Below are 14,241 nucleotides of genomic sequence, written 5' to 3'. Positions count from 1 at the left end.
TAATTTAAAAATTCATTCTCGCCATTGGCGAAATATCTTGTCCAACAAACTCTCCAACTAAAAACTTCTGATAACCTGCAATGGCAATCATACCAGCATTATCAGTACAATATTGAAAGGCTGGAATATATACATTCCAACCTAAACTTTCTTTCATTTCTGTTAGTGCATTCCTCAAACCTGAATTTGCAGAAACACCCCCAGCAATTGCAATTTCTTTTATATCATACTGTTTAGCTGCTTTTTTGAGCTTGTTTAATAAAATATTCACAATACTATATTGAACTGACGCACAAATATCAGCTAGGTTTTGCTCAATAAATTGTGGGTTTTCTTTTTGTCTGTCTCTTATAAAGTACAAAATTGCAGTTTTAAAACCACTAAAGCTATAATTCAATCCTTGTATTTGTGGCTCAGGAAATTTAAATGCCAGTGGATTTCCTTGTTGCGCATACTTATCTATCAAAGGACCACCAGGGTAAGGAAGGCTTAAGATTTTAGCTGTCTTATCAAAAGCTTCTCCTGCGGCATCATCTAATGTCTCGCCAACTATTTCCATGTCGAAGTAGTCTTTAACCAACACAATCTGGGTATGACCGCCAGAAACCGTAAGGCATAAAAATGGAAATTTAGGTGTTGGCTCATCAATAAAATGCGCCAAAATATGAGCCTGCATATGATTAACAGCAATTAATGGCAAATCTAAAGCAAGCGCAAAGGATTTAGCAAACGATACACCTACCAATAACGCACCTAATAAACCCGGACCACGCGTAAATGCAACTGCGTTTAGCTCATTTTTGTTAACTTTAGCAATTGCCAAAGCTTGTTGAACAGCAGGCACTATATTTTGTTGATGAACCCTTGATGCTAATTCTGGTATTACACCCCCATAATTTTCATGAATTGTTTGGTTTGCAATAACATTGGCAGTAATTTTGCCGTTGTTACAAACAGCAACAGAAGTTTCATCGCATGATGATTCGATAGCAAGTATGACAGGCACGTTTATGATTATTAAGCTACAAAACTATTAAAAAACTATTAAAAATACTGCTTTGGGTTGTTGCATCAATTATATTGTTGCTTGCGATACTTACTTTTTCGTTACAATTTAAGCCAGTGCAGACTTATGTGGCAAAAAAAGCAGCTGCCTATTTATCTAAAGAATTAAAAACGACCATAACTATTGGTGGTTTATATGTTAAACCATTTAAATCTGTTGTACTAGAAAACCTAGTTGTCTTAGACCAGCAGAAAGATACACTTGCTAATTTCCCTAAGTTTTTGGTCGATTTAAATAAGTTATCCTTAAAGGAAAGAATACTTGATGTAAATACGGTACAAGTTAATAACGGCTCCTTTTTTTTAAAAGACCATAAAGATGGTTCTTCAAATTTAGATTTCATTATAGATTATTTTGATAGTCCTGCTCCAAGAAATCGACCTAAAAGAAAAAAATTCCAGTTTCTATTTGATAGAATTATATTAAACAACATTGCCTTTAAATACAAAAACCTAAAGAAAGACACCACTATCAATGGGATAAATTTTGATGACATTAGCTTAACCAAGTTGAATGGGATTTTCGAGGGCTTAAATACTAAGGAACACGTTATTCAAGCCAATATTAAAAACTTAACCTTTAAAGAAAAAAGCGGCTTCAATTTAAAGAATCTTAGCACACTAGCTTCAATAGATACTAATGCCATTGAATTACAAAACTTATTATTAGTAACCGACCGAACTAGGTTAATGGATTATTTCCAAATGAAGTTTGAAAGGTTTAGGGATTTCAACAACTTTGTTGACAAAGTTAGAATGAATGCTAATTTTAAGGATAGCCATATTTCTTCATCAGACATTGCCTACTTTACACCTGCGTTAAAAAAGATGAAATTGGACATCGATATTGATGGCAAAATTACAGGTTATGTTAGGGACTTAAAGGCTAAAAAACTTTCTATTAAAACCGGAAAAGCAACTTATATTAAAGGTGACTTTACACTGAAAGGACTGCCAGACTTTGAACAAACTTTCATGGATATGAAAATTGAGATGGCTGGCACCAATAAAAAAGACTTAGACGAAATCTTAACCGATATAGCAGGAAAGAAAATAAAATCCATTCCAGTAATTGTAAATAAATTTGGAAACGTAAACTTTAATGGAACGTTTTCTGGTTTCCAAAATGATTTTATCGCCTATGGTGAATTTAAGACTAAGCTTGGACGATTCAAGTCTGATGTGAACATGAAAATAGATAAGAAGGGTATTCCTTCTTATACTGGGAATGTTAAAACTTATGACTTTAAGTTAGGAGAGTTATTAAACGAAAAAACCTTAGGAAGAATAACGTCTGAGCTATATGTAAAAGGAAAAGGAATTGAGGTTAAATCGCTTACAGAGGAGCTGAAAGGAAATGTATCTTATATAGATTTTAATGGATATAGGTATCAAAATGTTAAAATCAACGGAACGTTCGACAAAAAATATTTTGATGGAAACTTAAGCATCAATGATAAAAATGTACAACTGGATTTTGATGGGGGCGTTAACCTAAATCCAGCACTTCCTGTATTTAACTTTAAGGCAAGCATTAAAAAGGCAAAACTTAAGAAATTAAAACTGTACAAAGATTCTTTAATGATTGATGCTGAATTTAGCACTAATTTCTCTGGAGACAACCTAGACAATATCCAAGGAAATCTTTCCATCCAAAAAATAACACTTAACAATAAAAAAGGAGTTTACAATATAGACTCGGTACAACTTACTGCCAATGGATTAGGTATTGATAGGAGTTTGACCATAAAATCAGATGTTTTTGACGCTAGTATAAAAGGACAATATGACTTAAACACCATTGTGTCTTATTATAAGGCAATTGCAAAAACCTATATCCCTTCCTTAAAAGCAGAGATTGTAAATTACAAAACGCAGATATTTGATTTCAACTTAAAAATCAAGAGGTTTGAGCCTATAGCAGAACTTTTAGTACCAGGGTTAGAGATAGATGAGCAAGCAATTCTTGTTGGGTCATTTGATTCGAGGAATAATAAGGCAACCCTAAATGGCTTTATTAACAAGTTAACCTACAAAGGAATCATCGCCAATAACATCATTATTGATGAAAACACAACAGACAAACAGTTGCAAGCCATTATTACGGCAGATAGAGTAGACTTAAATGATAGTTTATACATCAAGAATGTCAACTTAACCAATGTTTTAAGAAATGACAGTCTTTCATTAAACGTTAAATTATCAAATGCTGATGATGCAAATCAGCTGGATTTAAACGGACTTGTGGAATTTGCATCAGACACTACGGCAAAAATCAGTATACTTCCTTCTAACTTAAAGATAAACAGCGAAGATTGGAGCATCCAAGAAAAGGTTCGTATCAACTTTAATAATGGTAAAACCGAAATCAATAATTTCTCATTGAGCAACAACAAACAGTTATTAAAAGTAGATGGAATTTTATCAAATGATCCTAAGGATTTATTGGTTGTTGGATTTGAAAACTTTAACCTCAAAACATTAAATCCCTTTGTTAAAACTTTGGGCGTTAAACTTTCTGGAAATATAAATGGTAAAACCAGACTGTATGATGTAATGCAGTCGCCAAAAATATCTGATAGCTTAAGGATCGATTCTTTAACTTTAAACAATATCTATATCGGTAGTTTAACGGATACATCGTCTTATGATCAAACTAGGAATGTTGCAAATGTTTATACCCAAATATTGGCCGATGGTAGAGAGACCTTCAAAATAACTGGAGGTTTAGATTTAAAAGAAAAGTCCATTGACCTTAATGTAAAAATGGATGATACTAAATTGACCATTTTAGAGCCATTTGTTAAGAAACTAGTTTCCAATTTGAAAGGTAATATATCTGCAGACCTAACCGTGAAAGGGAAGTTTGAAAAGCCAGGAATTAATGGAGAAGTTTCTTTTAACAAAGGGGAATTGACTGTTAACTACTTAAAGACTGCTTATACTTTAAATGATAGAGTAACTGTTGAGAATAGTGTGATAGCCATTGATGATTTAGAGCTTGAGGATGTGGATGGGAATAAGGCAACGGCTAATGGGACTGTAGATTTAAACAACATAGATGATCCAAACATACAAGTTGACTTAACCGCTACTAACTTTATGGCGTTGAACACTACATCAAAGGACAACTCTGTGTATTATGGCAAAGCTTATGCAACTGGCAATTTCTCTTTTAAAGGCCCTACCAATAACATGTTCATTAACATTGATGCCAAAACAGAAAAAGGAACTGTATTTAACTTGCCTTTAAACAGCTCTGAAACAGTATCTGATAGGGATTTTATCACTTTTGTAAGTAAGGATACTGCACAAGTTGTTAAAAAGAAGACCAGTTTTGATGGCTTAAAAATGAATTTCAAACTAAGGGTTGACCCTAACAGCACCGCAAATATTTATACCATTTTAGGAAAACTAAGTGGAAAAGGAAATGCAGAGCTAGAGTTAAACATTAATAGTGGCGGCGATTTTGAGATGAAGGGCGATTATATAATTGAGACTGGGATTTTCGATTTCACTGCTCAGGAGGTAATTAATAAACGTTTGGAGATTAGACAAGGTGGAACGATTAGATGGACGGGAAACCCAACTACTGCACAAATTAACCTAAAGGCTATTTACGCATTAAGGGCAAGCACTGCCGATTTATATACGGCTGCAAACAGAGACCAATCATCAGCCTCAGACGAAAGGGTACAAACAGAAGTAGAAATGGGCTTAACAGGTTTACTATTACAACCAGATATTAAATTAGATATCTTCTTCCCTGCCAACCCTGCAAAAAAAGAAGAGTTTCAATCTTACTTTAACGATGGTAACAACCTAAATACGCAAGCTTTAAGTTTAATTATACAGCGTCGATTTGCCCCTGGAACAGGTAAAGAAAATTTAGGCCAGCAATTAGGGTCTGTAGGAACCAGTACTGCAACTGAGTTAATTTTTAATCAAATTAACAATGTACTTTCTTCGCTTAACCTCAACTTTGTAGATATCAATATTCAATCGCCAACTGAAGGAAGTGCAACCTTTAAAATACTAAATGATAGGATAGTAATTAATGCAGGGATTGTAGATAGAAACAAAAGTACTACAGATTATTCTTTAGGTTTTTCTAACAATGTTGGTAGAGAGGTAGAGATTTTAGCTTTGATCAAAAAGGATGGAACATTAGTGGGTAAGTTAGCCAACAAACCTCCTACACAACAGAGTATTTTCCAAAATCCAGGGGTTAGTCCAAATGCTAACGTAACCTCTCTAGGTTTAATCTACACCCAACAATTTGACACTTTTGGTGAGTTTATTAAAAAAATAACAGGAAAATATAGAAGGGAGCAGAAGAAGAAAGAAGCAGAAGCTAAGGAAAAAGTGAATAAGGAAGCTATCTTGAATGAGAGTAAAAAGAATAATCCCAAAAGGTAATCAGGATTTACAGGATTAAAGGATGACAGGATCTATAATTCAATCCTAAATGAGTAGAATAAGTAATATAAAGGTAGTCTGGATCAGGATTTACAGGATTAAAGGATGACCGGATCTATAATTCAATCTTATCTGAGTAGAATAGGTAATGTAAATTAGTCTGGATTAGGATTTACTGGATTAAAGGATGGTAAGATTTAAATCCTAAATTCTTACCGTCCTTTAATACATATCCAAACAAAGTATTACTTCATGATCTGGTGTCCCATTTTATCACGCTTGGTAATTAAATAAGACTCGTTATGTTTGTTGCTTTCTATTTCGATTGGAATGTTCTCTACAATCTCTAGTCCATAGCCAATTAAGCCAGCTCTTTTAGTGGGATTGTTAGACATTAACTTCATTTTAGTAACGCCTTGCGCTCTTAAAATCTGAGCACCAACACCGTAATCACGTTCATCGCCTTTAAAGCCTAATTCTATATTTGCTTCTACGGTATCAAAACCAGCGTCTTGTAAGTTATATGAACGAAGTTTATTTACTAAACCAATCCCTCTACCCTCTTGGTTCATGTAAACCACAATGCCTTTTCCTTCTTGCTCTAACATCTGAAGTGCCTTGTGTAATTGTGGCCCACAATCGCAGCGACAAGAACCAAAAATATCTCCAGTAACACATGAACTGTGTATCCTAGCTAATATTGGCTCACCTTCTTTCCATTCGCCTTTGGTAATGGCTAAATGTGTAGCTCCATTGCTTAATTGAGTGTAAGCTGTCATTTTAAAATCGCCCCATTGCGTTGGCAAATTAACTGCAACTTCTTCTCTAATTAAACTCTCTGCCGCTAAACGGTAAGCAATTAAATCTTTAATAGAAATTATCTTAAGTTGGTGCTGTTGCGCAATAACCATTAACTCTGGCAAACGAGCCATTGTCCCATCGTCGTTCATGATCTCTACCAATACGCCAGCTGGCTCAAAACCTGCCAAACGAGCAATATCTATAGTTGCTTCGGTATGCCCCGTTCTGCGCAATACACCTTCACGTTTTGCCTTTAAAGGGAAAATATGTCCGGGTCTGCCTAAATCTTCTGGTTTGGTATCTGGATTAATTAATGCCTGTACAGTTTTGGCTCTATCATGTGTAGAAATTCCTGTTGTACAACCTTGTCCAATTAAATCTACTGAAACGGTAAAAGGGGTTTGGTGTAGAACGGTATTATTTTGCACCATTAAATCGAGCTTTAAATCGATGCATAGGTCTTCTATTAGCGGAGCGCAGATTAAACCTCTGCCATACTTAGACATGAAATTAATTACTTCTGGCGTTACGTTTCTTGCTGCAGTAATAAAGTCGCCTTCATTTTCGCGATCTTCATCATCAACCACAATAATTATTTTACCAGCTTTAATATCTTCTAATGCTTCGTCTATTGTATTTAATTTAATTTCCATTTTGTATTTGGTAAATAAGGCTTAAGGTTCCTTATTATAAGTCGACACAAAGTTACAACCTTTACCAACAATAATTTGGCATAAAATATCATTGATAAGTAAGGAATAAAGTTTTGATTTTTGTTAGAAGAGCATAAAGACTAATGCAGAAAGATTATATCGATTGGGAGCGCAGTTTTGAAGTTTTGATTAATGTTTGTTCCTGCTTTCCGCTAAATCTTTTGTATTTCCTTAGACAAGCTACCGATATAAAATCGGCACGCGTCAGGATGACAACACAAAAGGATGCCGCTTCAATCAGGGCTATAGAGCAAAAAGCTGTGCTAATATGTCGGGTTGCTAATTGCCCAAAGAACCAATTGCCTTTGTTAATTAAACCCGATTGATGGCGATAGCTCTTGAGCTGAAAGCGAAAGACTAAAGCCGAAAGCGGGGCTACAAGTGCGATGGAAGGCAGAACCCTTCTTTTTCTAATCTTTCTTTTTACGCTTAAACAGGCCAACTATTAGCTGTTTATAGTAGTCTACATCAAACAAGGCAGAATCTACTGTTGCCTTATAGGTTAAAAAGACACCTAATGGCGTGAGGATAACAATGGCCGTCCACATGCCGAAGGTTGGGTCTAGTGAGCCTTCTTTTGCAGATTTTTCTGCTACGGTAGAAATAATGTGATAAATTAAAAAGAACACGATGGCAATTACCACTGGCAAGCCTAAGCCGCCTTTTCTAATAATTGCTCCCAAAGGTGCCCCAATAAAGAAAAGCAGTAAACAAGATACGGCTAGCGTGTACTTTCTTTGGTATTCTATTTTCGCCTTAATGATTTCCTTTACCTTAAAATCATGATCTAACAACCTGTTATTAAGTGTTTGCTTAATGGTTTCGGATTGATCAAAGGCATTTTGTAGGGCTTGCACCCTGTTATTTTTTTCTATAACGGTTAAAACAGAACCATTAATAACCTTAGGTTTTGCCTTAACTTTTGTGTAGCCTTTTAAATAGTTATTCTGCTTGTAATAAGCACTTGCATTGACCTTGGTTACTTTATTTAGGGTATCTAAACTTTTTATTAAGGAATCTTCTCTTTTTGTAAGCCCTTTTCGGTTTAGCATTTGGGCGTTGTTCATGAAACTATTTTCTTCTGTACGATTGAAACCTGAACCAAAACTAGAAAAATCAAACTTAACCTCAGTTTGCTTAAAGCGCATACGGGTAAAAGCCTGCCTTGGATTAAATGAATTACTGCTACTTCCATTAGACTCTTCGTACCTCACCCCATTGATGAGTTGTAGGATCAGAAACTTGCCGTCTTTAGTTTTAGACATCTTGCCTTTTTCGGCCATCACGATTTTTGATATGCCGTTTCCGCCGGTATGGTCGTAAATTAGAACACCATATAATGAATCTACCGCACCTTCTCCCTTGCGTTCTATCCTCATTCCGTAGCCTGGTATGCTATTGTTAAAAACTCCTGGTTTAATTAAAAAGGATAGTTTTTTATTCCGCATGTCAAAAAGCAGGGAGCCATATTTTAGGTTGGCCTTGGGCAACATGTAGTCTGAAAAGAAAAAAGAGGCTATGGATATACAAATAATGAGCACAAAGAGTGGCTGCATTGCCTTTTGCAGGGACACGCCGGCAGACTTAATGGCAACCAATTCATAGTTTTCGCCCAAACTACCAAAGGTCATGATAGAGGACAGTAGTATGGCTAAGGGCAAGGCCATTGAAACGTTTGATGCTGATGCGTATACCATGACCTCGGCAATGGTATACCATTCAAATCCTTTTCCTATTAAATCGTCTATGTATTTAAACAAGAAAAACATCAATAGAATAAACATCACAATAAAAAATGTGACGAAAAATGGTCTAATGAATGCCTTTATCAGTAATAGATGTATCTTTTTCAATATACAAAGATAGACAAAGCCGACGAAAATTTAGGCACCAATTACACTAAGGAGGTAAGTGATTTGATTATCCCAAATTTGTGTTTTTTCTGTGCGTGTCTCATCTGTGGCAAAATCGGTAATGGCCAAGGCTACATCGTTGGTTAATTCGTCTTGTACTATCTCCATTTCGAAATAGCAATGTGGCTCATCGTCTAACCACTTGAATTTAACCAACTTGTTTTCTTTAATGCTTAGCATTTTTGCTTTTTGGACTTCATCGTCCCAAGTAAAAGTGTAAACCTGATCTCTAAAAATCACATCGTCTGCAAACCATTGAGACAAGCCGTTTGGTTCGCTAATAAAACTGAATAATATACGGGGAGATGATCTCAACTCATATTCTAATGTAAATTTTTTCTTTTCTGACATCCTATAACACCTATATTCTTAAAAATAATGGACTTTTTTTTACTTATTATTTCTAAAGAAAAGTAATTTATTCTATATTTGCAACTCTTTAAAAAAAACTAATAATTATTGTAATATATAATAATTATTGCAAAGTATAATAATAAAGAATGGCGGGGTAGCTCAGTTGGTTAGAGCGCAGGATTCATAACCCTGAGGTCACGAGTTCAACTCTCGTTCCCGCTACGGTAAAAGCCCATCGAAAGATGGGCTTTTTTTGTTTAAAGGGTAGCTCCCAATAGCTATTGGAAAGGTCAAGAGTTCATACTACTACTAAAAAAAGCTTTAAGGTTAAGTTCCTGAAGTTTTTTTTTGTTGGATAGCTCAGTTGGTTAGGGCGTCCCGATGCAATCGGGAAGGTCACGAGTTCAACTCTCGTTCCCGCTACTTAAGTAGTGGGGTACTTTATGAACGGTGGGGCTTACTTTATAAAAGTTGGAGCTTACCCCATAAACAGTAATGGAAGTTGGATTTAACGGAACTAACTGACTAATAAAATATAGCATTGATAAATAGAATCCTTTTACATTCCGCTCAATCACTCCAAAAACAATCTTACTCCTATTTGAAATAAATTTCGTTCATTTTCTGCGTTTCTAGATTGCAAGCACATATATTCATATATTTGTTAAAACATCTATCTGATTTTGAATTCATTTAAAGAAACGTTTTCATCTTTCTGGAAAAACCTTATTGGTAGCGAAGTAGCCTATTCTTTAGAGTGTAGAATTTTTAATGCGGTAACCATATTTGCTGTTTTTACTGCTTCGGTAAATGCAATTGTGAACTTTTGTTTAGGATTGGTTGAGTTTGGTTTTTTGATGTTTCCTTTAATTGGGGTATTGTTTCTGTGTTATTACCTATCTAGGTATAAAGGTAAATTGGCCCTTGCTGTAGGCATTTGTGCACTCTCCTTTAATTTACTTTGTGCAGGCACCTATTTTGAAGCTGCAGGATCTAGTGGGGTAAATCTATTTACTTTTATTTTAATTATCTTTTTACTAACGATTGTTTGCAGCAGGAAACAGTTTTGGGTTTGGATACCATTGAATATTTTACTTTTAATAGTTCTTTTAACATTAGAATATATGCACCCGGAGTGGGTTAAGCCTTTGTATGAAAATGAAAGGCATAAACTATTAGATTTGGCGCAAACATTTTTCGAAATCATTTTCATGATGACGGTGATTACTGTTTTCATGAAGAATAGTTACAACAAGGAGAAAGGCCTGGCAGAAGATAGGTTGATTGCCTTACAGGAAAGCAATGAGACCAAGAACAAGCTTTTTTCTATTGTGGCGCATGATTTAAAGGCACCATTGGCTTCTATAGAGAATTACCTCACTTTGCTTAATGAACTGGAGCTTAGTGATGATGAAAAGGCCAGGGTTAAAAAGGGATTGCTGATTTCTACTCGGCAGACTTCTGAAATGCTTGAGAACATTTTGCTATGGTCTAAAGACCAGATGGATGGTGTACTTATTAATCTTGCTAACATAAACTTGCATGATACGCTAAACCATACCATTGGTTTACAAAATAATTTAGCTACCGAAAAGGGTATTAGCCTTAATTATGAGGTTAATAAAGATTTGGCTGTTGTTGCGGATCCTGATATGTTGCAATTGATAGTGCGGAACTTATTAAATAATGCAATTAAGTTTTCGCACGAGCATGGGGCTATAACGATTAGGTTTGAGGAAAGACCTGAACAGTGTTTGATTATTGTTAGTGATAATGGAATAGGTGTTAAGGAGAGCGAGAAACCGTTTATATTTTCGCTTAAAAGTAAGGGTACTTATGGTACTAATCATGAAAAGGGTGTTGGATTGGGTTTAAGGTTAGCGCAAACTTATGTTGGGTTGCAACATGGGGATATTTGGTTTGAAAGTGTAGAGGGTAAAGGGACGGTTTTTTATGTGGGGTTGCCAAAGGGGTAAAGCATCATATCGCATTAAGATACCCAACTCGATTGGGTATCTTAATGCGATATGATTAGAACTAAACAGTGAAGCACTACGATTGCCAGTTGAGTTGGCAATACAGCTGAGCTTCAATATCAATCATCGCCTATATGCTATACAAATAGGCGATGACTAATAAGGATATGTCTTTTGATTATTTACTATTTTGTATAGATCAGTAGTGGGTTTCTATATGAATTATCGGTATTGCTAAACCAATCTATAAATAATTTCCCGCCTGAGTTTGCCCATTCTGCAAAGTGAAGATAAGTTTGCGTGACATCTTTATTTTCGATCGGATATTGGAAACTTGATGTAGGAATACTAATTGCGTAAGGTAAACCCGTTTTTGTTACATAAAATCTTCCAGCAGCTACGTCGGTATCATCATTACTTTGACCAAACAACGTTTGATCTGCTAATTGGCTTGGCGGCTTATCCATCAAATGAACTTCACGTCTGGATGTAGCAGACATATAGAAGATAAAGGGATTGTAATCGGTACCAAAGTCCTCAAATAATGGGCCTTTTAGTACATCGAATTTAATGTTGTAAGATTTAGGGTTGCTTTGCGGCTTACCGGGTTCTGTATTTCCATTAGGCATTTCTTTTTGCATATCTGTAAATAAAACAACAACTGCATTTGTTTGTCCAGCTTCTAAGGTGGCTCCTTCTAGGCTTCTAACACTAGCTCGGGGTATTGGAAACTCTACCGCAAATCCATTACTAAGCGTGCCGCCAGCAGCTCTCAATGTGAAGTTCCCTAACACTTGTACTACTATGTTATTAGCGTTGGTTACAATGGTATAATTGTAGCTCATTACTAAATCGTTCATGTCAAAATCTCCTTTAGATGGCCATAGGTCTTCAAAAGCAACTGTAGACCCACCAGTTATTGATGAATAATTATTAAAGGCCTTGTTGGCATCATCTGGGTAATCATCCAAAAGATCGGGGATGCCATCTTTATCTTTATCCTTAGCCTCTAGTGAGCTTGCAAAAGCTGTATTGTTATCCATAGTTACGGCAGCATTAATGGCAAATAACCTACCTGTAGTAGTAGCGCCAGTAGTCATGGTAATGCTTGCCGAAGCAATAATATTTCCTAAAAAAGTGGTGTAAGTACCAATTGTTGCAGAGGAACCTATTTGCCAAAAAACATTTGGCCCCTTGCCCCCACTTTTCATTACTACCTTTGAGTAGCTAGCCGTGGTAAGGGTAGAGCCGATTTTGAAAATAAAAACGGCATTTGGATCTCCCTCATCATCAAGGGTAAGTGTATCATTTAATTGTGCAGAAGAACTAAAACTGTATACACCTGGCTTAAGGGTAGTTGCTCCGGAAGTTTTGCCTAGTACTTTACCTGTAAGGTCATTTCCTGTAGGCACAGATTGACTAGATAGATTTTTAAAGATCTCGACAGCATCGTCATGTGCAGGCCCAGCTAAACTAGTGGCCCCACCGAAAATAGCACCTTCTTTGATGGTTGCTGGCGGAAAGCCTGTAACTGCTGTACCTGGACTAACGCCAACATTACCTGTTATTACCGTTGGACCAGTTGAGGTTACGGTTGATGCGCCCAATACCGCAAAGCTTTGTGATGCACCAAAAGAAGGTGCGCTTTGGGCAAGTGTTATTGTAAAGGATGCCAAATGCAATAGTGTAGTGAATGCTAAAATAGCTATATACTTCATGATATTTTTTAGTTAAGGATGAACTTATGTACCGAAAACAATGTCTTGATCTGTAATGCCTATTACAACTGTTTTATGGATTACTTTAAGGTCTGGACTGATGCAAACAATGTAAAGTTCCTTAACTTGGTTTGATAAATAAAGATTGCTTTTAAACTTAGTTACAGCATTTAGGGAACCTTTAGAAATGAGGGTGCCGCCTGTGCTAGGGTCTGATGTATAGATAGCTACAACATAAAGCTTACCGGGAAATTTTGTTTGAGAGATACTGATATTAAGATTTATACTTCTGGAATTTTCCCAGCTAAACCCTTTTGGAGCTGTAATTTCATTGGTGCTTTTTATAGCTGTAACGGGTGTTACACTATTCTTTTTGCAGGATGCAATGCTTAGTGTAGCAGCAATAGTGATGTAAAGTAGTTTTTTTACCATGTAGTTGTTCTAAAAAAGAAGGGTGAGAAATAAGTGTATTAGTAAAGAAGTCACAGTAATTCTTGCCACATAGGCAAAGGAGCCATGTATTTTTTAATAAATTAGTGTTAGCCAAGAATACAATGGTGGAGTTAACTCTCAAAATTTGATCGAGGAATAACCAAAGGTGTATTTGTTAAGTGGAATGTTGCAAAGATAGATTAAATTAACTGAATAAAGCCTTTTTAATTTACTTTATGTTGAAGTAAATCAATAGTTTATGGTTTAATGCTTGATAGATCGATAAGCTCTGAGAGGCCTAAAAACATCAAGGAATTAATAAAAATTAAGGTCGCGGTTTGCAAATTTCATGTTTTGCACTGCCTTTGTTTTCTACAACCCAACAGCAGCGTAAATACTTTTTTGCTTGACCAAGGTTTGATCCGATGGATAATACACTTATTGAATAAGCTATGCAAGCCAGTCCTGTTACCTGTTCACTGGCCACGCCGGGTGTCGGCCCCCACCTTGTCTAGGTGGCAACATTGTACAGCTATCTAAAAACATATGACCTGTCCAGCATAGGCAGGGTGCAAAAGGAAAGATGCCCATAAAACAGAAATGCCCCGCCACTTTCGTGACGGGGCAATCTTTAGGATCTGGCACCGACCTACTCTCCCACATGTTACTGCAGTACCATCGGCTCTGGCGGGCTTAACTTCTCTGTTCGGAATGGGAAGAGGTGGACACCGCCGATATAGGCACCTGAATATCTTTAATGGGCGGACATGGTCCATTCCCAGAATGACATATTATTGAAAGAAGTCAATTTTGAAGAGCAAACAACGTGTTGCTCTTGAAAGCCTCGGGT

General features: G+C 36.1%; 8 protein-coding genes, 1 tRNA gene and 1 rRNA gene. 3 read left to right on the top strand and 7 right to left on the bottom strand.

Features of this window, described 5'->3' with window-relative positions:
* Window positions 1-4: 4 nt before the first annotated feature.
* Window positions 5-1,006 (bottom strand): tRNA (adenosine(37)-N6)-threonylcarbamoyltransferase complex transferase subunit TsaD, encoded by a 1,002-nt coding sequence (tsaD, locus tag EZ428_RS23085; RefSeq protein ID WP_131555711.1) that lies wholly within the window; start codon window positions 1,004-1,006, stop codon window positions 5-7.
* 128 nt (window positions 1,007-1,134) lie between these two features.
* On the opposite strand from tsaD, the gene EZ428_RS23080 reads away from it, so the two are divergent.
* Complete coding sequence (locus EZ428_RS23080; RefSeq protein WP_225871147.1) at window positions 1,135-5,484, top strand: translocation/assembly module TamB domain-containing protein; 4,350 nt, start codon at window positions 1,135-1,137, stop codon at window positions 5,482-5,484.
* Between the two features lie 245 nt (window positions 5,485-5,729).
* Here the strand turns inward: EZ428_RS23080 and EZ428_RS23075 are convergent, their stop codons facing one another.
* The 3 genes from EZ428_RS23075 to EZ428_RS23065 all read right to left on the bottom strand — a co-directional run bounded on the left by EZ428_RS23075 (window position 5,730) and on the right by EZ428_RS23065 (window position 9,262).
* Complete coding sequence (locus EZ428_RS23075) at window positions 5,730-6,938, bottom strand: bifunctional 3,4-dihydroxy-2-butanone-4-phosphate synthase/GTP cyclohydrolase II (RefSeq protein ID WP_131555710.1); 1,209 nt, start codon at window positions 6,936-6,938, stop codon at window positions 5,730-5,732.
* A 470-nt stretch (window positions 6,939-7,408) separates the two neighbouring features.
* Window positions 7,409-8,851: an LptF/LptG family permease gene (locus EZ428_RS23070; protein WP_131555709.1), complete on the bottom strand. Its 1,443-nt coding sequence runs from the start codon at window positions 8,849-8,851 to the stop codon at window positions 7,409-7,411.
* Window positions 8,852-8,881: 30 nt separating this feature from the next.
* Window positions 8,882-9,262: an START-like domain-containing protein gene (locus EZ428_RS23065; protein ID WP_131555708.1), complete on the bottom strand. Its 381-nt coding sequence runs from the start codon at window positions 9,260-9,262 to the stop codon at window positions 8,882-8,884.
* Window positions 9,263-9,413: 151 nt separating this feature from the next.
* Here EZ428_RS23065 and EZ428_RS23060 point away from each other — a divergent pair.
* Together EZ428_RS23060 and EZ428_RS23050 are read left to right on the top strand one after the other, a co-directional pair.
* Window positions 9,414-9,487 (top strand) — tRNA-Met (locus EZ428_RS23060).
* Between the two features lie 461 nt (window positions 9,488-9,948).
* Window positions 9,949-11,241 carry a sensor histidine kinase gene (locus EZ428_RS23050; RefSeq protein WP_131555707.1) on the top strand — a complete coding sequence of 431 codons (1,293 nt, stop codon included), beginning with the start codon at window positions 9,949-9,951 and terminating at the stop codon, window positions 11,239-11,241.
* A 185-nt stretch (window positions 11,242-11,426) separates the two neighbouring features.
* Here EZ428_RS23050 and EZ428_RS23045 read toward each other — a convergent pair whose 3' ends face one another.
* The 3 genes from EZ428_RS23045 to rrf all read right to left on the bottom strand — a co-directional run bounded on the left by EZ428_RS23045 (window position 11,427) and on the right by rrf (window position 14,139).
* The gene (locus EZ428_RS23045; RefSeq protein ID WP_131555706.1) at window positions 11,427-12,959 is read right to left on the bottom strand and encodes an LruC domain-containing protein; all 1,533 of its coding nucleotides are present in this window, start codon (window positions 12,957-12,959) and stop codon (window positions 11,427-11,429) included.
* A gap of 24 nt (window positions 12,960-12,983) precedes the next feature.
* A complete protein-coding gene (locus EZ428_RS23040) occupies window positions 12,984-13,391 on the bottom strand; it encodes a hypothetical protein (RefSeq protein ID WP_131555705.1) in 408 nt (135 codons plus the stop codon).
* A 636-nt stretch (window positions 13,392-14,027) separates the two neighbouring features.
* Window positions 14,028-14,139: ribosomal RNA gene (gene rrf, locus EZ428_RS23035) — 5S ribosomal RNA — on the bottom strand.
* Between the last annotated feature and the right edge of the window lie 102 nt (window positions 14,140-14,241).

Origin of the sequence: Pedobacter frigiditerrae (assembly GCF_004331645.1) — a bacterium.
GTDB lineage: Bacteria > Bacteroidota > Bacteroidia > Sphingobacteriales > Sphingobacteriaceae > Pedobacter > Pedobacter frigiditerrae.
The sequence above is the reverse complement of the archived record's forward strand: the minus strand, read 5'-3'. Positions and strand labels throughout refer to the sequence as shown.